The organism is Arthrobacter sp. MP_M4, assembly GCF_035984855.1.
GTDB lineage: Bacteria > Actinomycetota > Actinomycetes > Actinomycetales > Micrococcaceae > Arthrobacter.
Map to the genome: position 1 here is coordinate 55,043 of NZ_JAXCHX010000006.1, position 16,459 is coordinate 71,501.

Consider the following 16,459-nt stretch of genomic DNA (forward strand, 5'->3'; position numbering starts at 1 on the left):
TTGTCGTTCCCGGCCGGAAGTGCAGCCGGCGGCAGTTGGTATGCGGCGTGCAGTTGGTGTGCGTTGTGCAGTTGGGGTGCGTTGTGCAGTTGGAGTGCGTACAGATGGCGGCGGCGCGCTCCAGCCCGGTGCCCGCCCGGGACGTGGCTCAGTACCCGGAACACGCCGCATATCTGCTGGATCAGAACAAGCAACCGGGCAGGACGCAGGCCTCCAGGTGTGGGCGCTGCTGCCAGCGGATCCCCGCCCGGGCGGGCCCGTGCAGTCCCCGGTCCGGCCTCCGACCGAACGCGGCGGCGGTGCCCCGGTTTCCCCTGTGGCGAACAAGCCCCAAATCTTGAACCCGGCCACGTAGCATCAAAGTACGTCGTAGCTAGGAGTGTGGCGAAAATGTTTGAGCGATTTACGGACCGTGCCCGTCGCGTAGTTGTGCTTGCCCAAGAAGAGGCACGCATGCTGAACCATAATTACATTGGTACCGAACACATCCTCTTGGGTCTGATCCATGAAGGTGAAGGTGTTGCTGCCAAAGCCCTTGAGTCCTTGAGCATTTCGCTCGACGGCGTCCGCGAGCAGGTGCAGGAGATCATCGGCCAGGGCCAGCAGGCCCCGTCCGGTCACATCCCCTTCACTCCCCGCGCCAAGAAAGTCCTTGAGCTTTCGCTTCGCGAGGCGCTGCAGCTGGGACACAACTACATCGGCACGGAGCACATCCTGCTCGGCCTCATCCGCGAGGGTGAAGGTGTTGCCGCCCAAGTGCTGGTCAAGCTCGGTGCCGACCTCAACCGGGTCCGCCAGCAGGTCATCCAGCTCCTCTCGGGTTACCAGGGCAAGGAAACCACCGGGGCCGGTGTTGGCCCGGGCCAGGCCGAAGGCACCCCTGCCGGTTCGGTGGTCCTGGACCAGTTTGGCCGCAACCTGACCCAGGCTGCCCGCGAGAACAAGCTGGACCCCGTCATTGGGCGCGAATCGGAAATGGAACGCGTCATGCAGGTCCTTTCCCGCCGCACCAAGAACAACCCCGTGCTGATCGGTGAGCCCGGCGTCGGTAAGACCGCCGTCGTCGAAGGCCTTGCCCAGGCAATTGTCCGCGGCGACGTTCCGGAGACCATCCGGGACAAGCAGCTGTACACGCTGGACCTCGGGTCCCTCGTGGCCGGTTCGCGCTACCGCGGTGACTTCGAAGAGCGCCTCAAAAAGGTACTGAAGGAAATCCGCACCCGCGGCGACATCATCTTGTTCATCGATGAGATCCACACCCTGGTGGGTGCCGGTGCCGCCGAGGGAGCCATCGACGCGGCCTCGATCCTGAAGCCCATGCTGGCCCGCGGTGAGCTCCAGACGATCGGCGCCACCACGCTGGATGAGTACCGCAAGCACATCGAGAAGGACGCCGCGCTGGAGCGCCGCTTCCAGCCGATCCAGGTCAAGGAACCCTCCGTCGCCCACGCGATCGAGATCCTCAAGGGCCTCCGGGACCGGTACGAGGCACACCACCGCGTCACCATCACCGACGGCGCCCTCGCCTCGGCAGCCAGCCTCTCCGAGCGCTACATCTCGGACCGCTTCCTGCCGGACAAGGCGATCGACCTGATCGATGAGGCCGGCGCGCGGTTGCGCATCCGCAGGATGACCGCCCCGCCGGAGCTCAAGGTCATGGATGAGAAAATCGCTGCCATGAAGCTGGAGAAGGAATCCGCGATTGACGCGCAGGACTTCGAAGGTGCCGCCTCGCTGCGCGACAAGGAGCAGAAGCTCATTGCCGAGCGCGCAGAGAAGGAACGCCAGTGGAAGACCGGCGGCATGGACGACATCTCCGAGGTTGACGAGGATCTCATCGCCGAGGTGCTGGCGAACTCCACCGGCATCCCGGTCTTCAAGCTCACCGAGGAAGAATCCTCGCGTCTGCTGAAGATGGAAGACGAGCTGCATAAGCGCGTTGTCGGCCAGAACGAGGCCATCAAGTCGCTGTCCCAGGCGATCCGCCGCACCCGTGCGGGTCTCAAGGACCCGAAGCGTCCGGGCGGTTCGTTCATCTTCGCCGGCCCCACCGGCGTCGGCAAGACAGAGCTCGCCAAGGCCCTGGCCGAATTCCTCTTCGGCGAGGAAGACGCCCTGATCACCCTGGACATGTCAGAGTACTCGGAGAAGCACACGGTGTCGCGTCTCTTCGGTGCCCCTCCGGGCTACGTGGGCTACGAGGAAGGTGGCCAGCTGACCGAGAAGGTCCGCCGTCGTCCGTTCTCCGTGGTGCTGTTCGACGAAGTGGAGAAAGCACACGCCGACCTCTTCAACTCACTGCTGCAAATCCTGGAAGACGGCCGGTTGACCGACTCCCAGGGCCGCGTGGTGGACTTCAAGAACACCGTGATCATCATGACCACCAACCTCGGCACCCGGGACATCTCAAAGACCGTCGCCACCGGCTTCCAGTCGGGCACGGACACGCAGACCGGCTACAACCGGATGCGGGCCCGGGTCACGGAGGAACTCAAGCAGCACTTCCGCCCTGAGTTCCTGAACCGTGTTGACGACGTTGTGGTGTTCCCGCAGCTGACCCAGGACGAGATCATCGAGATCGTGGACATGTTCGTCGGCCGGCTGGAAAAGCGGCTCAAGGACAAGGACATGGGCATCGAGCTCACGCCCGCCGCCAAGATTTTGCTGGCAACCCGCGGGTACGATCCCGCCATGGGTGCCCGGCCGCTGCGCCGCACCATCCAGCGCGAGATCGAGGACCAGCTCTCCGAGAAGATCCTCTTCGGCGAAATCCACGCCGGCGACATCGTTGTGGTGGATGTGGACGGCGAAGGCGACGACGCCAAGTTCACCTTCGCCGGCAACGCCAAGCCGCTCATCCCGGAGATCGCTCCGAGCGTCTAGCAGGAGCTCCGGCGCGCTGGCACCGGCTCCAAGGCCCCGTCTTCCCGACCAGGGAGGCGGGGCCTTTGCCTTGCCACCTTGCCTCCCGCTCAAACCCCGTCGCCTTCGCCACGGCCGTGAGTTACCGCAACCGGCGACCAGGTATCTGAAAGTACCGTTTCACTCTTAGTGAACTTGATGTGATCCGGCGCACAGGGGGTGTTGAATCGGAGAATGGCTTCCACCGAACCGCTGACCCGGGGCGCAACGCCCGAAACACCCTTTCATGACGTCGACCACTACCTCGCCATCCCGCGGGTCAGCGGACTGGCATTGAGTCCCGACGGCGGGCGGCTGGTCACCACAGTGGCCACGCTGAACGATCAAGGCACCGAATATCGCACCGCGCTTTGGGAAGTGGACCCCGCCGGCGAAGAGCAGGCCCGCCGGATCACCCGGAGCGCCAAGGGTGAAGCAGGTGCCGTCTTTGCGGCCGACGGCACTCTGTATTTCACCTCCGCCCGGCCGGACCCCGAAAGCCCGGATGCTGAGCCGGTCAACGCGCTCTGGGTTCTGCCATCCCACGGGGGTGAGGCCCGCGTCGCACTCTCCCGCGCGGGCGGCGTCAGTGGACTCCTGGCCGCGCAGGAGGCCGACGCTCTGTTCGTCACCGCATCGGTGCTCGCAGGCTCCACGGACGAGGGCAATGACGAGGACCGCCGCAAAGCCCGCAAGGAGAACAAGGTAGCGGCCATCCTCCACAGCGGCTATCCGGTCCGCTACTGGGATGCAGATCTGGGCCCTGCGCAGCCGCGGCTGTTCGCCGTCGAACCCGGCGCGGAACCGGAGCCAGGCAAGCCTGCTACGGTCGATGCCCGGCCGCCGGTGACACTGCGCAACCTGACCCCCGACGCCGGCAACGGACTCCGCGAGGCGGTCACCGTCGTCAGCCCGGACGGGAAGACACTGTACGCCAGCTTCACCAGGCCGCTCGCGAAGGCCGGCTCCCGCACCGTCCTGGTGGCAATCGACGCCCTCACCGGCACCCGCCGGGTCCTGCTCGACGCCGACGGCATGAACTACTTTCCCGGCCCGGTCAGCCCCGACGGCAGGACCCTGGCGGTAGTGAGCGAAACCGATACCACCCCGGAAGCGGCCCCGGTGGTGGCGCTGCACCTTCTGGACGTCACCTCCGGCGGCGGGGAACTGACCCCGCTGGCCGCAGGCTGGGACCGCTGGCCGCGCCCGGCGGCCTGGCTGCCGGACGGATCCGCCTTGCTCGTCACGGCGGATGAAGACGGCGCCTCTCCGGTGTTTCGGATCGGGGTGACCGGCGGCGGGGGAGCCGGCCAGGTCACCCGGCTGACGGCCGACGCCGCCGCCTACACCGACGTGGTGGCCGCCCCGGACGGCCACAGCGCCTATGCGCTGCGCAGTTCCTACGAGTTTCCCGCCGAGGCCGTGCGGATCAACTTGCACAGCGGTGAGGTCACCCGGCTCCCGGCACCTGCGGAGCGCCCGGACCACCACGGCACACTGGAACGCGTCGAGGCGACCGCCGCGGACGGCATGCGCGTGCCGGCGTACCTGGCACTTCCGGAGGGAGCCTCGGCGGGCAACCCGGCGCCCCTCCTGCTGTGGATCCACGGCGGTCCGCTCGGTTCGTGGAACGCCTGGACGTGGCGCTGGAACCCCTGGCTGCTCGTGGCGCGCGGCTACGCGGTCCTGCTGCCGGACCCGGCGCTCTCCACCGGATACGGGCAGCACCACATACAGCGCGGCTGGGGTGAATGGGGCAAAGCTCCCTTCACCGACCTGATGTCCATCACCGACGCGGTGGTGCAACGGCCGGACATCGATGAGACCCGGACAGCGGCCATGGGTGGTTCCTTCGGCGGGTACATGGCGAACTGGGTGGCCGGCCACACCGACCGGTTCAAGGCCATAGTTACCCACGCCAGTCTCTGGGCGCTGGACCAGTTCGGCCCCACTACGGACTCGGCGGACTACTGGCTCAGGGAGATGACGGCCGACATGGCCAAGGCGAACTCCCCGCACCTGCACGTGGAGAACATCAGCACACCCATGCTCGTCATCCACGGGGACAAGGACTACCGCGTCCCAATCGGGGAGGGACTGCGGCTCTGGTACGAACTGCTCGCCAAGTCGCAGCTGGCAGCCGACGAGGACGGCAGGACGGACCACCGCTTCCTGTACTTCCCGGACGAGAACCACTGGATTCTCAAGCCCCAGCACGCCAAGGTCTGGTACGGCGTCGTGGAGCACTTCCTCGCAAGGAACCTGCTGGATAAGGACCTTCCGGTGCCGGATGAGCTCGGTCTCTGAGCCTCCCACCTGCGGTTCCCCGTAGGATTGGGCTGTGACTGAACCAATCCGCCTTCGCCTTGCCCGCACCAGCGACGTCGGAGCGATCAAGGCCCTCGTGGCTCCGCTGGCCGACCAGCGGATCCTGATGGCCAAGGAAACGGTGGCCTACTACGAGAGCCTGCAGGAGTTCAGGATCGCCGAGGCGCCGGACGGCGAAGTGATCGGCTGCGGAGCCCTGCACGTGATGTGGGAGGACCTGGCCGAGGTGCGCACACTCGCGGCGTCAACTGCCTGGCGGGGGAAAGGCGTGGGCCACCGCCTGGTTGAGCGGCTGCTCGGGGACGCCCGGGCCTTGGGCGTCTCCCGCGTGTTCTGCCTGACGTTCGAGGTGGAGTTCTTTCGGAAGCACGGCTTCGAAGTCATGGCCGATCAGACCGCCGTCGACCCCGTGGTGTACTCCGAGTTGCTGCGCTCGCACGATGAGGGTGTTGCCGAGTTCCTGGATCTTGCCCGGGTGAAGCCGAATACGCTCGGCAACACCCGGATGATCAAGACGCTCTAGGTCCGGCCAGCCGCCGACGGGCCGCGGAGGCCCCCAGCCCGGGACGCTGCAGCGGGTCTTCCCATCCGTAAATCTGATGGATAAACTGATCCCGGTCCAGGGGGTGGACCACATTACCCGGAGGTAACAACTTGTCCGAGCGCGCGGTTTTTCCAGACTTCTCTGCATTCCAAATGACCATGGCCAGCGGATCCGTTCCAAACCGCGCAGCGGTCCCCGGCACCGTGGAAGAGACGTCAAAGGACCCGGCGCCCGTCAATCTCCCGGGGGCGGGTTCCGGAACCGGGCCAGGGGCCGGCGTCGAGCGGGGACAACTGAACACGCCGCCTTTCTCTTGGCTCGGCGGCGACGCCTGGCCCAATTTTCGGTTGTGCGCGGACAAAACCGGCTGACAAACCAAGCCGAAACACCCGCGGATTCCGAAGCGAAAACCTTCCGGCTGCGTCCGGACTCAGCCGGCCGAGGTTGTGGAACGGAGCCTACCGCTGGCAGGGCCCCGGTAGTAGGGTCTAACCAAGCAGCCAGGACACCATCCAGGGAGCACCGCCATGAAGAAGCTCATCAATGATCCCCGCGCCGTGGTTGACGAATCAGTGGAGGGCTTCGGGCTTGCCCACGCCGACCTCGTGACCGTCTTTGCGGACCCGAAATACATCGTGCGCAAGGACGCGCCGGTGGCAGGAAAAGTCGGGCTCGTCTCCGGCGGCGGCAGCGGGCACGAGCCCCTGCATGCCGGCTACGTCGGGCGCGGCATGCTCGACGCCGCGGTTCCGGGGGCCGTCTTCACCTCGCCCACACCGGACCAGATCCTGCCGGCGACCCTCGCCGTCAACTCGGGCGCCGGCGTCGTCCACATCGTGAAGAACTACACCGGCGACGTCCTGAACTTCGAGACAGCCGCGGAACTGGCCCAGGCGGAGGGCGTCGACGTCCGGACCGTGCTGGTCAATGACGACGTCGCAGTGCAGGACTCGCTGTACACCGCCGGCCGGCGCGGGGTAGGCGGAACGGTCCTGGTGGAGAAGATCGCCGGCGCCGCCGCGGAACGCGGGGACAGCCTCGACGCCGTCGCGGCAATCGGCGACCGGGTCAACCACAACGTGCGCAGCATGGGCGTCGCGTTGACAGCCTGCACCGTCCCGCACGCCGGGTCACCAAGTTTCGTGCTGGAGGAAAACGAGATCGAGATCGGCATCGGCATCCACGGAGAACCCGGCCGGCACCGGATTCCGATGGAAAACGCCGACGGCATCACCGACCGCCTGCTGGAACCGGTAATCAGCGACCTCGGAGTGAAGTCCGGCGAGAAAGTGCTCCTGTTTGTCAACGGCATGGGCGGCACCCCGCAGAGCGAGCTCTACATCGTGTACCGCCGTGCCGTGCAGCAACTGGCCGCCCAGGGCATCACCGTGGAACGGTCACTGGTAGGCAACTACATCACAGCCCTCGAAATGCAGGGCTGCTCCATCACCGTGCTGCGGCTCGATGATGAGATGACGGCGCTCTGGGACGCACCCGTCCACACTGCGGCTCTCCGCTGGGGCGCCTGACCATGGGGCTGGACGTCAACTGGGCCCTTCGGTGGCTGACACTCTCGGCTGAGGCCATGGCGGAGCACCGGGAAGAGCTCATCGAACTGGACAGGCCCATCGGTGATTCGGACCACGGGGAGAACATGGACCGCGGCTTCAAGGCGGTGATGGCCAAGGTCGCCGAGGCGCCCCCGGAAACGGCCGGCGCGGCGCTCAAGCTGACCGCCATGACCCTGATGTCCAAAGTCGGAGGAGCCGCCGGCCCGCTCTACGGAACGGCTTTCCTGCGGGCGGGCACCGCTCTCGGCGAGGAGTCCGAGATTGACGCCGCCACACTCGCCGCCGCCCTCCAGGCCGCCCGGGACGGGATCGTGGCCCGCGGTAAGGCCGAGCCGGGCGACAAGACCATGGTCGATGCCTGGACTCCGGCAGTCGACGCGGCTGCCTCCGCCGCCGGGGACAGCGATGTCCGCAAGGTGCTGGCCGCCGCCGCGGACGCGGCCGAAGCCGGCGCCGTGTCCACCGACCCCATGCTTGCGCGCAAGGGACGTGCCAGCTACCTCGGGGAGCGCAGTATCGGCCACCGGGATCCGGGCGCCGTGTCCACCGCGCTGATCCTGCGCGCCGCCGCCGGGGCGGCAGAATGACGGTCAAGCTCGTCGTCGTCTCGCACAGCGAAAAGATCGCCGACGGCGCCGTCGAGCTGGCCGCCCAAATGGCACCCGACGTGCTCATCCTCCCGGCCGGCGGCACCGACGACGGCCGGATCGGCACCAGCCTCGAGCGGGTCATGGCGGCGCTGGAACAGGCCGGCGACGCCGACCGTGACGGCATCGTTGTCCTGACCGACCTCGGCTCGGCCGTGATGACGGCCGAGTCCGCGGTGGAATTCCTCGCCGATCCGTCCTCGGTATTGCTCGCCGATGCCCCGCTGGTGGAGGGGCTTGTCGCGGCCGCCGTGGCAGCCCAGGCCGGGGCGGATCCGGAAGGTGTGAAAGAAGCGGCCGAAGCCGTCTACCGGCCGCCAGCTCCGGCCCAGCACGCGCACGGCCACCTGCCCCCGGAGGCCAGCGGGGACTTCGAACTGGTCAACCAGGCCGGCATGCACGCCCGCCCGGCTGCCAAAATTGCCGGCGGACTGGCCGGCATGGACGCCGAGGTCACCATCAACGGCGCCGACGGCGCGTCGATGACCGAGCTGATGATGCTCGGGGCCGGAAAAGGCACCGTCCTGCACGTCGAAGCGGGCGGACCGGACGCCGCGAAAGCCGTGGACTATCTGCGCGGCCTCATCACAGCGGGCTTCGGTGAACCCTAGAACACCGTCGTCTTCCTTTCCCCCGGCGCTTTCTCGCAGCGCTGTTTATCGCCAGGATCGCCACTCCAGCCCTCGAGGGCCGGAATCTGCAGTTAGGCCATTTCATGCACCCCCACGTTCACGGCTTCGTCGCACCCGGATTCGAAAACCTCGCAGAGACCTTCGGGGAGACTAACCGCGGGTCCTCCGGCGGATCGGCCCTCGCTGTGTTGATCGGTGGCGAGCCCGTGGTCGATATTTGGGCTGGAGTCGCCGACCCCTACACCTCCAGAGCCTGGGAGGCGGATACTCCAACGGTCGTCTTTTCCTGTACCAAAGGCGTCATGTCCCTTCTCATCGGCCAGCTCGTGCAGAGCGGCACCCTGAAGCTTGATGCCGCCGTCACCGATTACTGGCCGGAGTTCGGAGCAAACGGCAAGGAACGCATCACTGTCCGCCAACTCCTGGCCCACCGGGCCGGCCTCGCCGCCCCGCGGCAGGACATCGACCTCGAAACGGCCCTGGATTGGAACGCCGTCGTCAACACCCTCGCGGACCAGGAGCCCCTCTGGGAGCCCGGCACGGCTTACGGATACCACGCACTGACCTTCGGATGGCTCACAGGAGAACTGGTTGGGCGGGCAACGGGACAAACCGTCTCTGAGTACCTCCGGGCAACGGTTACCGGACCGCTTGGCGCTGACTTCTGGATTGGGCTGCCGGACTCCGCCGCCGCCCGGGTAGCCCGGCTGATCGCCAGCGACACCCCCGATGATGCTGCTCCGGGTGGATCCGGGATCGACCCCACGGACGCGTATTGGATGGAGCGGTCCATGACGCTCGGGGCCGCCTTCCCGGCAACTCTTGTCCGGCCCGGTGAGGGTTTTGATGATCCCCGGGTTCAGAAGGCGGAGATCCCCGGGGCCGGCGGTATCGCAACTGCCAACGCCCTGGCGACGATTTGGTCGGCCGCCGTCACCCCAACCCGAGGGGTAAGACTCCTCGATGATTCCGTCATCCAGGACATGACGGAAGTGCAAAGCGAAGGGGCGCCCGTGTGGTGGCTTCCCGGCCCGTATCCGCGCTGGGGCACCGGCTTCATGCTGACCTCTGAGCGCCGCACGTTTCTGACGTCCCGCTCCTTCGGCCACGACGGCGCCGGAGGGCAAGTCGCGTTCGCGGACCCCGAGCACAAAGTGGGCTTCGCCTATACAACGAACGTACTCAAAGGCCAGGACGACCGGCGGGGTTCTGCCCTCGTGCAGGCACTTCAGGCGGCCCTGGAAGGATGATCTGAGGAAAACACCCAGGTGATTGGGGGTGGGGGATAAAGCCTGGGGGACTAGGCAGGCAGCCGGAACCCGGCCGGATGCAGCTCCGCCAGGCCGTCGCTGAGCAGACCCGCCAGAGCACGCTCCAGCTGTTCCGGGGCTGAGTTGAGCCGGTGCAGGGCGGCAAGGGGAACTCCGATTCCCGCGGGTTCAAAGCCCAGGTCCGCTGCCGCCTGCTGGAACAGTTCGGGCGCGACCGGGGACTCAGCCACCCGGAGCACCGCCAGCACGGCCCCCCGGACCTGGCGGTCCGTTCCATGCCATGACTGCCCCTTCGGCGTGTACGTCGGCGGCGGCTCGCCGGCCGCCCGCCAGGCGCAGGAGCTTGTGACCGGGCATTGCCCGCATTTGGGTGACCGTGCGGTGCACACCATGGCGCCGAGCTCCATGACGGCGGCATTCCAGCGGACGGACCGGCCTGCGTCAACGGGCAGCGCCTGGGCCGCGAGGCGCATTTCGGCGGCGGTCAGGGCCTGTGTGGGCAGGGCGGCGCCGGAAAACAAGCGGGCGTGAACGCGGCGGATGTTGGTATCCACCACCGTTTCGCGGCGGCCAAAGGCGAACGCAGCGACGGCTGCTGCCGTGTAGCTCCCTACTCCCGGTAACTCCAGCAGCTCCGGGTACGTCCCGGGCACTTCGCCGCCGTGGCTGGCGACGATGGCGACGGCGGCCGCATGCAGCCGGAGGGCGCGGCGAGGATAGCCCAGCCTTCCCCAGGCGCGGACAGCTTCACCGGCCGGCTCCCGGGCCAGATCGGCCGGTCCCGGCCAGCGCCGAAGCCACTCCTCCCAGACGGGCAGCACGCGCACCACCGGCGTCTGCTGCAGCATGACCTCGCTGACCAGCACACCCCACGGGGTGCAATCCGCCGCCCGCCACGGCAGGTCCCGGGCGTTTTCGCCAAACCAGGCGCTGAGGGCCTCGTGAAGGACGGCCAGCGGAACGTCCGCGGGAATGCCCTGCGGGCGGTCGGCTGCGGGGGCTGCGGGGGAATCGGCTAGAGCTTTGATGAATTCAGCGTAATAGATGAGGGCCACACTCCGCCCCGCGGCGTGGGAGGGCCACATACCCGGCGCGGTTCTCTAGCCTAGGAGGATGGGCAGGCAAGACACTCCAGGAACTCACGGATTCCGCCCGGGCGCGTCCGGCAGCGGAGCGGGCCCGGGCCGACCCGCGGATCGCGGTGCGACACGGGACTCCGACCGCCATCCGCCGCGCAAGGCCCCGCCCGCCCCCGCCCGGAAGCCCTCCGGAGCCTCCGCCCGGAAGCCGGCAAGGAACCCCGTCAGCCCCGTCCACCGCCGCAGGCGGCTGTTCGTCGGCGCGGCCCTCCTGCTGGTGATCGCGATCGCTTTCGGCGGATTCGCCGCCGTCGCAAGCGTCCTCAACGCAGGCCAGGCCCCCTCCGGCGGACAAACAACAGCGGCCGGCCAGGCAACGGAGCCAGCTGATTCCCCGGAAGCCACCCCTTCTGTCTCGGCCACCCCAACGGGCGACGGCTGCGAGCAGGGCCTTGTGACCGTAACGGCCTCCACCGACAAACCTGCCTACGCGGCCGGCGAGAAACCGCTGCTGACGCTCAAGGTAACGAACGGCAACAGGGTGCCGTGCGAGATCAACATGGGGACCTCCCAGATGGAGTTTCTGATCAGCAGCGGCGCCGACCGGATTTTCTCGTCCACCGACTGTCAGGCAGACTCCACGGAGCTCGTGAAGACCATCGCGCCGGGGCAAAGTGAAACCGCCACCTTCCCCTGGCAGCGCAACCGCACAGTCCAGGGCTGCGCGCCGATCGAGGCCAAGCCGGGATCAGGCGGCGCCTCTTACGTCTTCACCGCCAGGCTGGCGAATAAAACCAGTCCCAGAGCCGTGTTCCGACTCAACTGACCCCACCGGCTGCCGACGGGACGTCGGGCAGCTAACTGGGCCAGGGCTAAAGGAAGCGGTCCAGCAGGCTTGCCTCGGCCATTCGGCTCAGGCCCTCACGGACCGTCCGGGCGCGCTGGTCGCCGATGCCATCCACCGTCATCAGGTCATCGATGGTGGCAGCCATCAGGAACTGCAGGCCGCCGAAGTGGTCCACCAGGCGGTCGGCGACGGCCTTCGGGACTGCCTTCAGCCCGGAAAGCAGCCGGTAACCGCGCGGCTGCACGACCGCGTCGAGGTTCGCCTCGCCGCTGGCAAAACCGACAATCCCGGCGATCTTGCCCAAGTCGATCAGCTCGGTGGGGCCCAGGCTCACCAACGACTTCACAGCCTGCTCGATGTCCTCCGCCGAGGTGTCCGGGCCAGAATAGTCACGGATGATCACATCGCTCCCGGGGCCGCGGCCCACGGTCAGCTCGTCCAGCTGGAGTGAGAGCAGCCGGCCGTCCTCGCCGAGTTCCAGCACGTACTGGGAAATCTCCTCAGAAATCCGGCGCACCATCTCCTGGCGCTGCAGCGTCACTGCCACATCGCGGACCGTCACCATGGCCTCGATTTCCAGGGCAGAGAGGGAACTGGTGACCTGGTCCAGACGCGAACGGTAGCGCTCCAAGGTAGCCAGGGCCTGGTTCGCGCGCGCGAGGACCTTCTCGGATCCTTCCAGGACGTGCCGCAGCCCGTTCACGTACAGCGCGATGATCTGCATGGACTGGCTGACCGAAATGACCGGAACGCCGGTCTGGATGGCAACACGCTCGGCAGTCCGGTGCCGGGTGCCGGACTCCTGGGTCTCGATGCTGGAGTCCGGCACCAATTGGACGGCCGCGCGCAGGATGTTGCTGGCATCCTTGTCGCAGATGATCGCCCCGTCCATTTTGGCCAGTTCCCGCAGCCGGGTGGGGGAAAAGTCGATGCCGATTTCGAACCCGCCGGAACAGATGGATTCGATAGTCCGGTCGATGCCCAGCACAATCAGGGCACCGGTCCTTCCGCGGAGGATACGTTCCAGTCCGTCGCGGAGGGCGGTGCCCGGTGCCACCCGGCCGAGCGTCGCCTTGAGTGAATCTTCAGGGCTCCGGGCCATAGGGTTTCCCTTCAAAGGTGCAGGCCTTAGCCCGCAAGTGCGCCGGCATCCAGTGTTTGCCGGCAGGATCAAAGTACTCGGTTTCCCGTTCTCACCATGATAGAGGCAATGCGGGTCGACTTCCGCACGGACAAGCCTCAAAGTGGCCCATCGGAGGCTGACCAACCCCTGTCCCGTAATAGCGGTGGCGGTACACAGTCCGGGCCCCACTTTTGCTTCGCTTCGCGCAGGTTCGGCGGGCTGCGATAAACTGGAGGCCTTGGGTGTACCGCGGGCTCTCCGCGCCGATCCCTCCCAACGCCGCAGCGAAAGTAGCACCGTGTCTCAAGAAGTCCTTAGCCCCGCCCGAGTCCAGGAGATTCACAAGCAGGCGGCCCGGCGTCGGACATTTGCGGTCATTTCACACCCTGACGCCGGCAAATCCACCCTGACCGAGGCACTGGCCCTGCACGCCAAGGTGATCGGAACCGCCGGGGCCTCCAGCGGCAAGGCAAACCGCAAGGACACCGTCTCGGACTGGATGCAGATGGAAAAGGACCGCGGCATCTCGATCAGCTCCGCGGCACTGCAGTTCGCCTATCGCGACACCGTCATTAACCTGCTGGACACCCCCGGCCACGCAGACTTCTCCGAAGACACCTACCGCGTACTGGCTGCCGTCGACTGCGCCGTGATGCTCGTGGACGCCGCCAAGGGTTTGGAAACCCAGACCATGAAGCTCTTCGAGGTCTGCAAACAGCGCAACCTGCCCATCATCACCGTGATCAACAAATGGGACCGGCCCGGTCTGGACGCGCTGGCCCTCATGGACGAGATCACCGAGCGCACCGGCCTGCAGCCCATGCCGCTGACCTGGGCCGTGGGGATCTCCGGTGACTTCCGCGGTGTCTGGGACCTGCGCAATGACCGGTTCGCCCAGTTCAAGCGCAACAACGCCGGCGCCAACATCGCCCTCACCGAGTACTTCACCCCGGACGAAGCCGCGGCCAGCCAGGGGGACGACTGGATCAACGCCGTCGACGAGGCCGGGCTGGTCATCGAATCCAACCTCGGCTTCGACGTCGATGCCTTCCACGCCGGAAAGGCCACCCCCATCCTCTTCAGCTCGGCGGCGCTGAACTTCGGTGTCAAAGAGATCCTCGACGCCCTCGTGGACTTCGCTCCGCCCGCCGCGCCGCGTCCTGACGTCGACGGCGCCGCACGGCCCGTCGACGCGCCCTTCGCCGGGTTCGTGTTCAAGGTCCAGGCAGGCATGAACAAAGCCCACCGAGACCACGTCGCGTTCATACGGGTCTGCTCGGGCATGTTCGAACGCGGCATGGTGGTCACCCAGGGCCGGACCGGCAAATCCTTCGCCACCAAATACGCCCAGCAGGTCTTTGGCCGGGAACGCGAGGTCATTGACGAAGCCTTCCCCGGGGACGTCGTCGGCCTCGTGAACGCCTCCTCCCTCCGGGTGGGCGACAGTCTTTTCATCGACCAGCCGGTCGAGTTCCCTGCCATTCCGCTGTTCGCCCCGGAACACTTCCAGGTGGCGCGGTCCAAGGACCCCAGCCGGTTCAAGCAGTTCCGCCGCGGCATCGAGCAGCTGGAACATGAGGGCGTCATCCAGGTGCTCCGCTCGGACGTCCGCGGTGACCAGGCTCCGGTGCTGGCCGCCGTCGGCCCCATGCAGTTCGAAGTGGTCGAGGACCGGATGGCGCACGATTTCAGCGCCCCAATGCGGCTGGAGCGCCTGCCGTACTCGATCGCACGAATCACGACTGCGGAGACCATGCCGGTGCTGGCCAACGTGCCGGGCGCGGAGGTGCTCCTGCGCTCCGACGGCGAATACCTGGCACTTTTCAATGACGTGTGGGCGCTGCGCCGGATCGAAAAGAACCACCCGGACCTCACCCTGTTGCCGATCGGGACGCACAACCCGGCCAAATAAGGGCCAACTCCGCCCTCGTCCGGCCAGGAAAGTCGTTCGTCGCAGGTCTTCCGGAACACCGATTCCGCGCTATCATAAGTAACCTTGCTATTCTGCGGGCGACCCACACTTTCGGCTTTTTGGACTGATCCGCGCGACTCCGTCGGCGGGCCCCGCATCTAAGGGACAACGAACCCGCTTTGACTGACTACAACAAGAAAACCGGCATGGAACCAGGATTCCTGCTCAGCGGCCGCTACCGGATCCAAGCCCTCATTGGCAGGGGAAGCCAGTCCACCGTCTACCGCGCATACGACGAACTCCTGCAACGCGAGATTGCTGTCAAGCTCTTCCGGGACGACCCGGACAATCTGGAACACACCCGCCAGCAAGGGCAGGAGGTCCGCATCCTCGCCGGCATGAGCCACCACGCGCTCGTGACACTGTTCGACGCCGGCGCTGACCTCAGCGACCCGGGGGCACGCCTCACCTACCTCGTCATGGAACTGGTCCGCGGCCCGGACCTGCGTCACCGCGCCGCCCAGGGGCCGATTTCCGCAGCACACATGGCCGTGATCGGTTATGACCTCGCGGACGGGCTGTCCTACATCCACCATCACGGCATCGTCCACCGCGACGTCAAGCCTGCCAACATCCTGCTGGTGGACTACAGCAATGCCGACCGGCGCCCCAGGGCCAAGCTGACCGACTTTGGCGTCGCCATCATCACGGGCAGGGACCCGGTGGAGGACGACGGCGGAACCTCCGGCACGCCCGCATACTTGAGTCCGGAGCAGGCCGCTGGCGATCCCGCCGGGCCGCTGAGCGATGTGTACTCTCTTGGCCTGGTGCTGCTCGAGGGGCTGACCGGCAAAATGGCCTATCCCGGCGCACCCATCCAGTCCGCCGTCGCGCGCCTGCTCCACGATCCGGACATCCCCGAAGAGCTGGCCCCGATGTGGACGTCGCTGCTTTCCTCCATGCTTGCCCGCAATCCGGCAGACCGCCCGCCCGCCCGGGAAGTGTCCCTCGCGCTGCGCCAGGAAGTCATCAACGGCGCCGCACGCCACCGGCTGGGGAAAGCCTCCGGAACGGGCGAGGAGGCACGGATGCGCGCGGTGGAACGCTACCGGATCCTCGACACTCCGGCAGACGGCGCCTTCGACCGGATCGCGGCGCTCGCGTCCAGAGTGTTCTCGGTGCCGGTGGCGATTGTCAGCGTCGTGGACCACGACCGGATCTGGTTCAAGGCCCACCACGGCACCGAGGTGACGCAGATCAGCCGCGACCCGGGGCTGTGCGCCTCAGCCATCCTGCAGGATGAGGCCTGGATCGTGAAGGATGCCACCACCGATCCCCGCACCCTCGCCAACCCGCTGGTCGCGGGCGAGTTCGGGCTGCAGTTCTATGCGGGTGTTCCGTTGCGCACCCCGGACGGCTACAACCTGGGCACCTTCTGCATCCTGGACCGCGAACCCCGGGAGTTCAGCGCCGCCGATACCCGGACGCTGGAGGACCTGGCTGCAATCGTGATGAACGATTTGGAGATGCGGCTGCAGAGCCGGCAATCGGTCGCCAGCTGATATGTAGATCCGGTTGTCAATAGGCATCAATGAGCGGCTCTC

At 66.8% G+C, this 16,459-nt stretch carries 12 protein-coding genes; 10 read left to right on the forward strand and 2 right to left on the reverse strand.

The window, feature by feature from the left end:
* The first annotated feature begins 390 nt into the window (after nt 1–390).
* The 7 genes from RCH15_RS07375 (at nt 391) to RCH15_RS07405 (ending at nt 9,873) form a co-directional block, all read left to right on the forward strand.
* The gene (locus RCH15_RS07375) at nt 391–2,883 is read left to right on the forward strand and encodes an ATP-dependent Clp protease ATP-binding subunit (RefSeq protein ID WP_326959544.1); all 2,493 of its coding nucleotides are present in this window, start codon (nt 391–393) and stop codon (nt 2,881–2,883) included.
* Between the two features lie 213 nt (nt 2,884–3,096).
* The gene (locus RCH15_RS07380) at nt 3,097–5,208 is read left to right on the forward strand and encodes a S9 family peptidase (protein ID WP_326959546.1); all 2,112 of its coding nucleotides are present in this window, start codon (nt 3,097–3,099) and stop codon (nt 5,206–5,208) included.
* 34 nt (nt 5,209–5,242) lie between these two features.
* Nucleotides 5,243–5,752 carry an amino-acid N-acetyltransferase gene (locus tag RCH15_RS07385; RefSeq protein ID WP_326959548.1) on the forward strand — a complete coding sequence of 170 codons (510 nt, stop codon included), beginning with the start codon at nt 5,243–5,245 and terminating at the stop codon, nt 5,750–5,752.
* A gap of 548 nt (nt 5,753–6,300) precedes the next feature.
* Nucleotides 6,301–7,302, forward strand: a complete 1,002-nt coding sequence (gene dhaK / locus RCH15_RS07390; RefSeq protein ID WP_326959550.1) for a dihydroxyacetone kinase subunit DhaK — start codon at nt 6,301–6,303, stop codon at nt 7,300–7,302.
* 2 nt (nt 7,303–7,304) lie between these two features.
* Nucleotides 7,305–7,931 (forward strand): dihydroxyacetone kinase subunit DhaL, encoded by a 627-nt coding sequence (gene dhaL / locus RCH15_RS07395; protein ID WP_326959552.1) that lies wholly within the window; start codon nt 7,305–7,307, stop codon nt 7,929–7,931.
* A complete protein-coding gene (gene dhaM, locus RCH15_RS07400) occupies nt 7,928–8,602 on the forward strand; it encodes a dihydroxyacetone kinase phosphoryl donor subunit DhaM (protein ID WP_326959554.1) in 675 nt (224 codons plus the stop codon). The genes dhaL and dhaM overlap by 4 nt, the downstream gene beginning before the upstream one ends.
* Nucleotides 8,603–8,706: 104 nt before the next feature.
* The gene (locus RCH15_RS07405; RefSeq protein WP_326959557.1) at nt 8,707–9,873 is read left to right on the forward strand and encodes a serine hydrolase domain-containing protein; all 1,167 of its coding nucleotides are present in this window, start codon (nt 8,707–8,709) and stop codon (nt 9,871–9,873) included.
* Nucleotides 9,874–9,923: 50 nt separating this feature from the next.
* Here the strand turns inward: RCH15_RS07405 and RCH15_RS07410 are convergent, their stop codons facing one another.
* On the reverse strand, nt 9,924–10,760 hold the full coding sequence (locus tag RCH15_RS07410) for an A/G-specific adenine glycosylase (RefSeq protein WP_326959693.1): 837 nt from the start codon (nt 10,758–10,760) through the stop codon (nt 9,924–9,926).
* A 247-nt stretch (nt 10,761–11,007) separates the two neighbouring features.
* Here RCH15_RS07410 and RCH15_RS07415 point away from each other — a divergent pair, with 247 nt between their 5' ends.
* The gene (locus tag RCH15_RS07415) at nt 11,008–11,799 is read left to right on the forward strand and encodes a hypothetical protein (RefSeq protein ID WP_326959559.1); all 792 of its coding nucleotides are present in this window, start codon (nt 11,008–11,010) and stop codon (nt 11,797–11,799) included.
* Nucleotides 11,800–11,845: 46 nt separating this feature from the next.
* On the opposite strand, the gene disA is transcribed toward RCH15_RS07415, so the two are convergent.
* Nucleotides 11,846–12,922, reverse strand: coding sequence for a DNA integrity scanning diadenylate cyclase DisA (gene disA, locus RCH15_RS07420; protein WP_326959561.1), 1,077 nt, complete (start codon nt 12,920–12,922; stop codon nt 11,846–11,848).
* Between the two features lie 319 nt (nt 12,923–13,241).
* On the opposite strand from disA, the gene RCH15_RS07425 reads away from it, so the two are divergent.
* Nucleotides 13,242–14,855, forward strand: coding sequence for a peptide chain release factor 3 (locus RCH15_RS07425; RefSeq protein ID WP_326959563.1), 1,614 nt, complete (start codon nt 13,242–13,244; stop codon nt 14,853–14,855).
* Nucleotides 14,856–15,034: 179 nt separating this feature from the next.
* Nucleotides 15,035–16,417, forward strand: coding sequence for a GAF domain-containing serine/threonine-protein kinase (locus RCH15_RS07430; protein WP_326959565.1), 1,383 nt, complete (start codon nt 15,035–15,037; stop codon nt 16,415–16,417).
* Nucleotides 16,418–16,459: the final 42 nt, after the last annotated feature.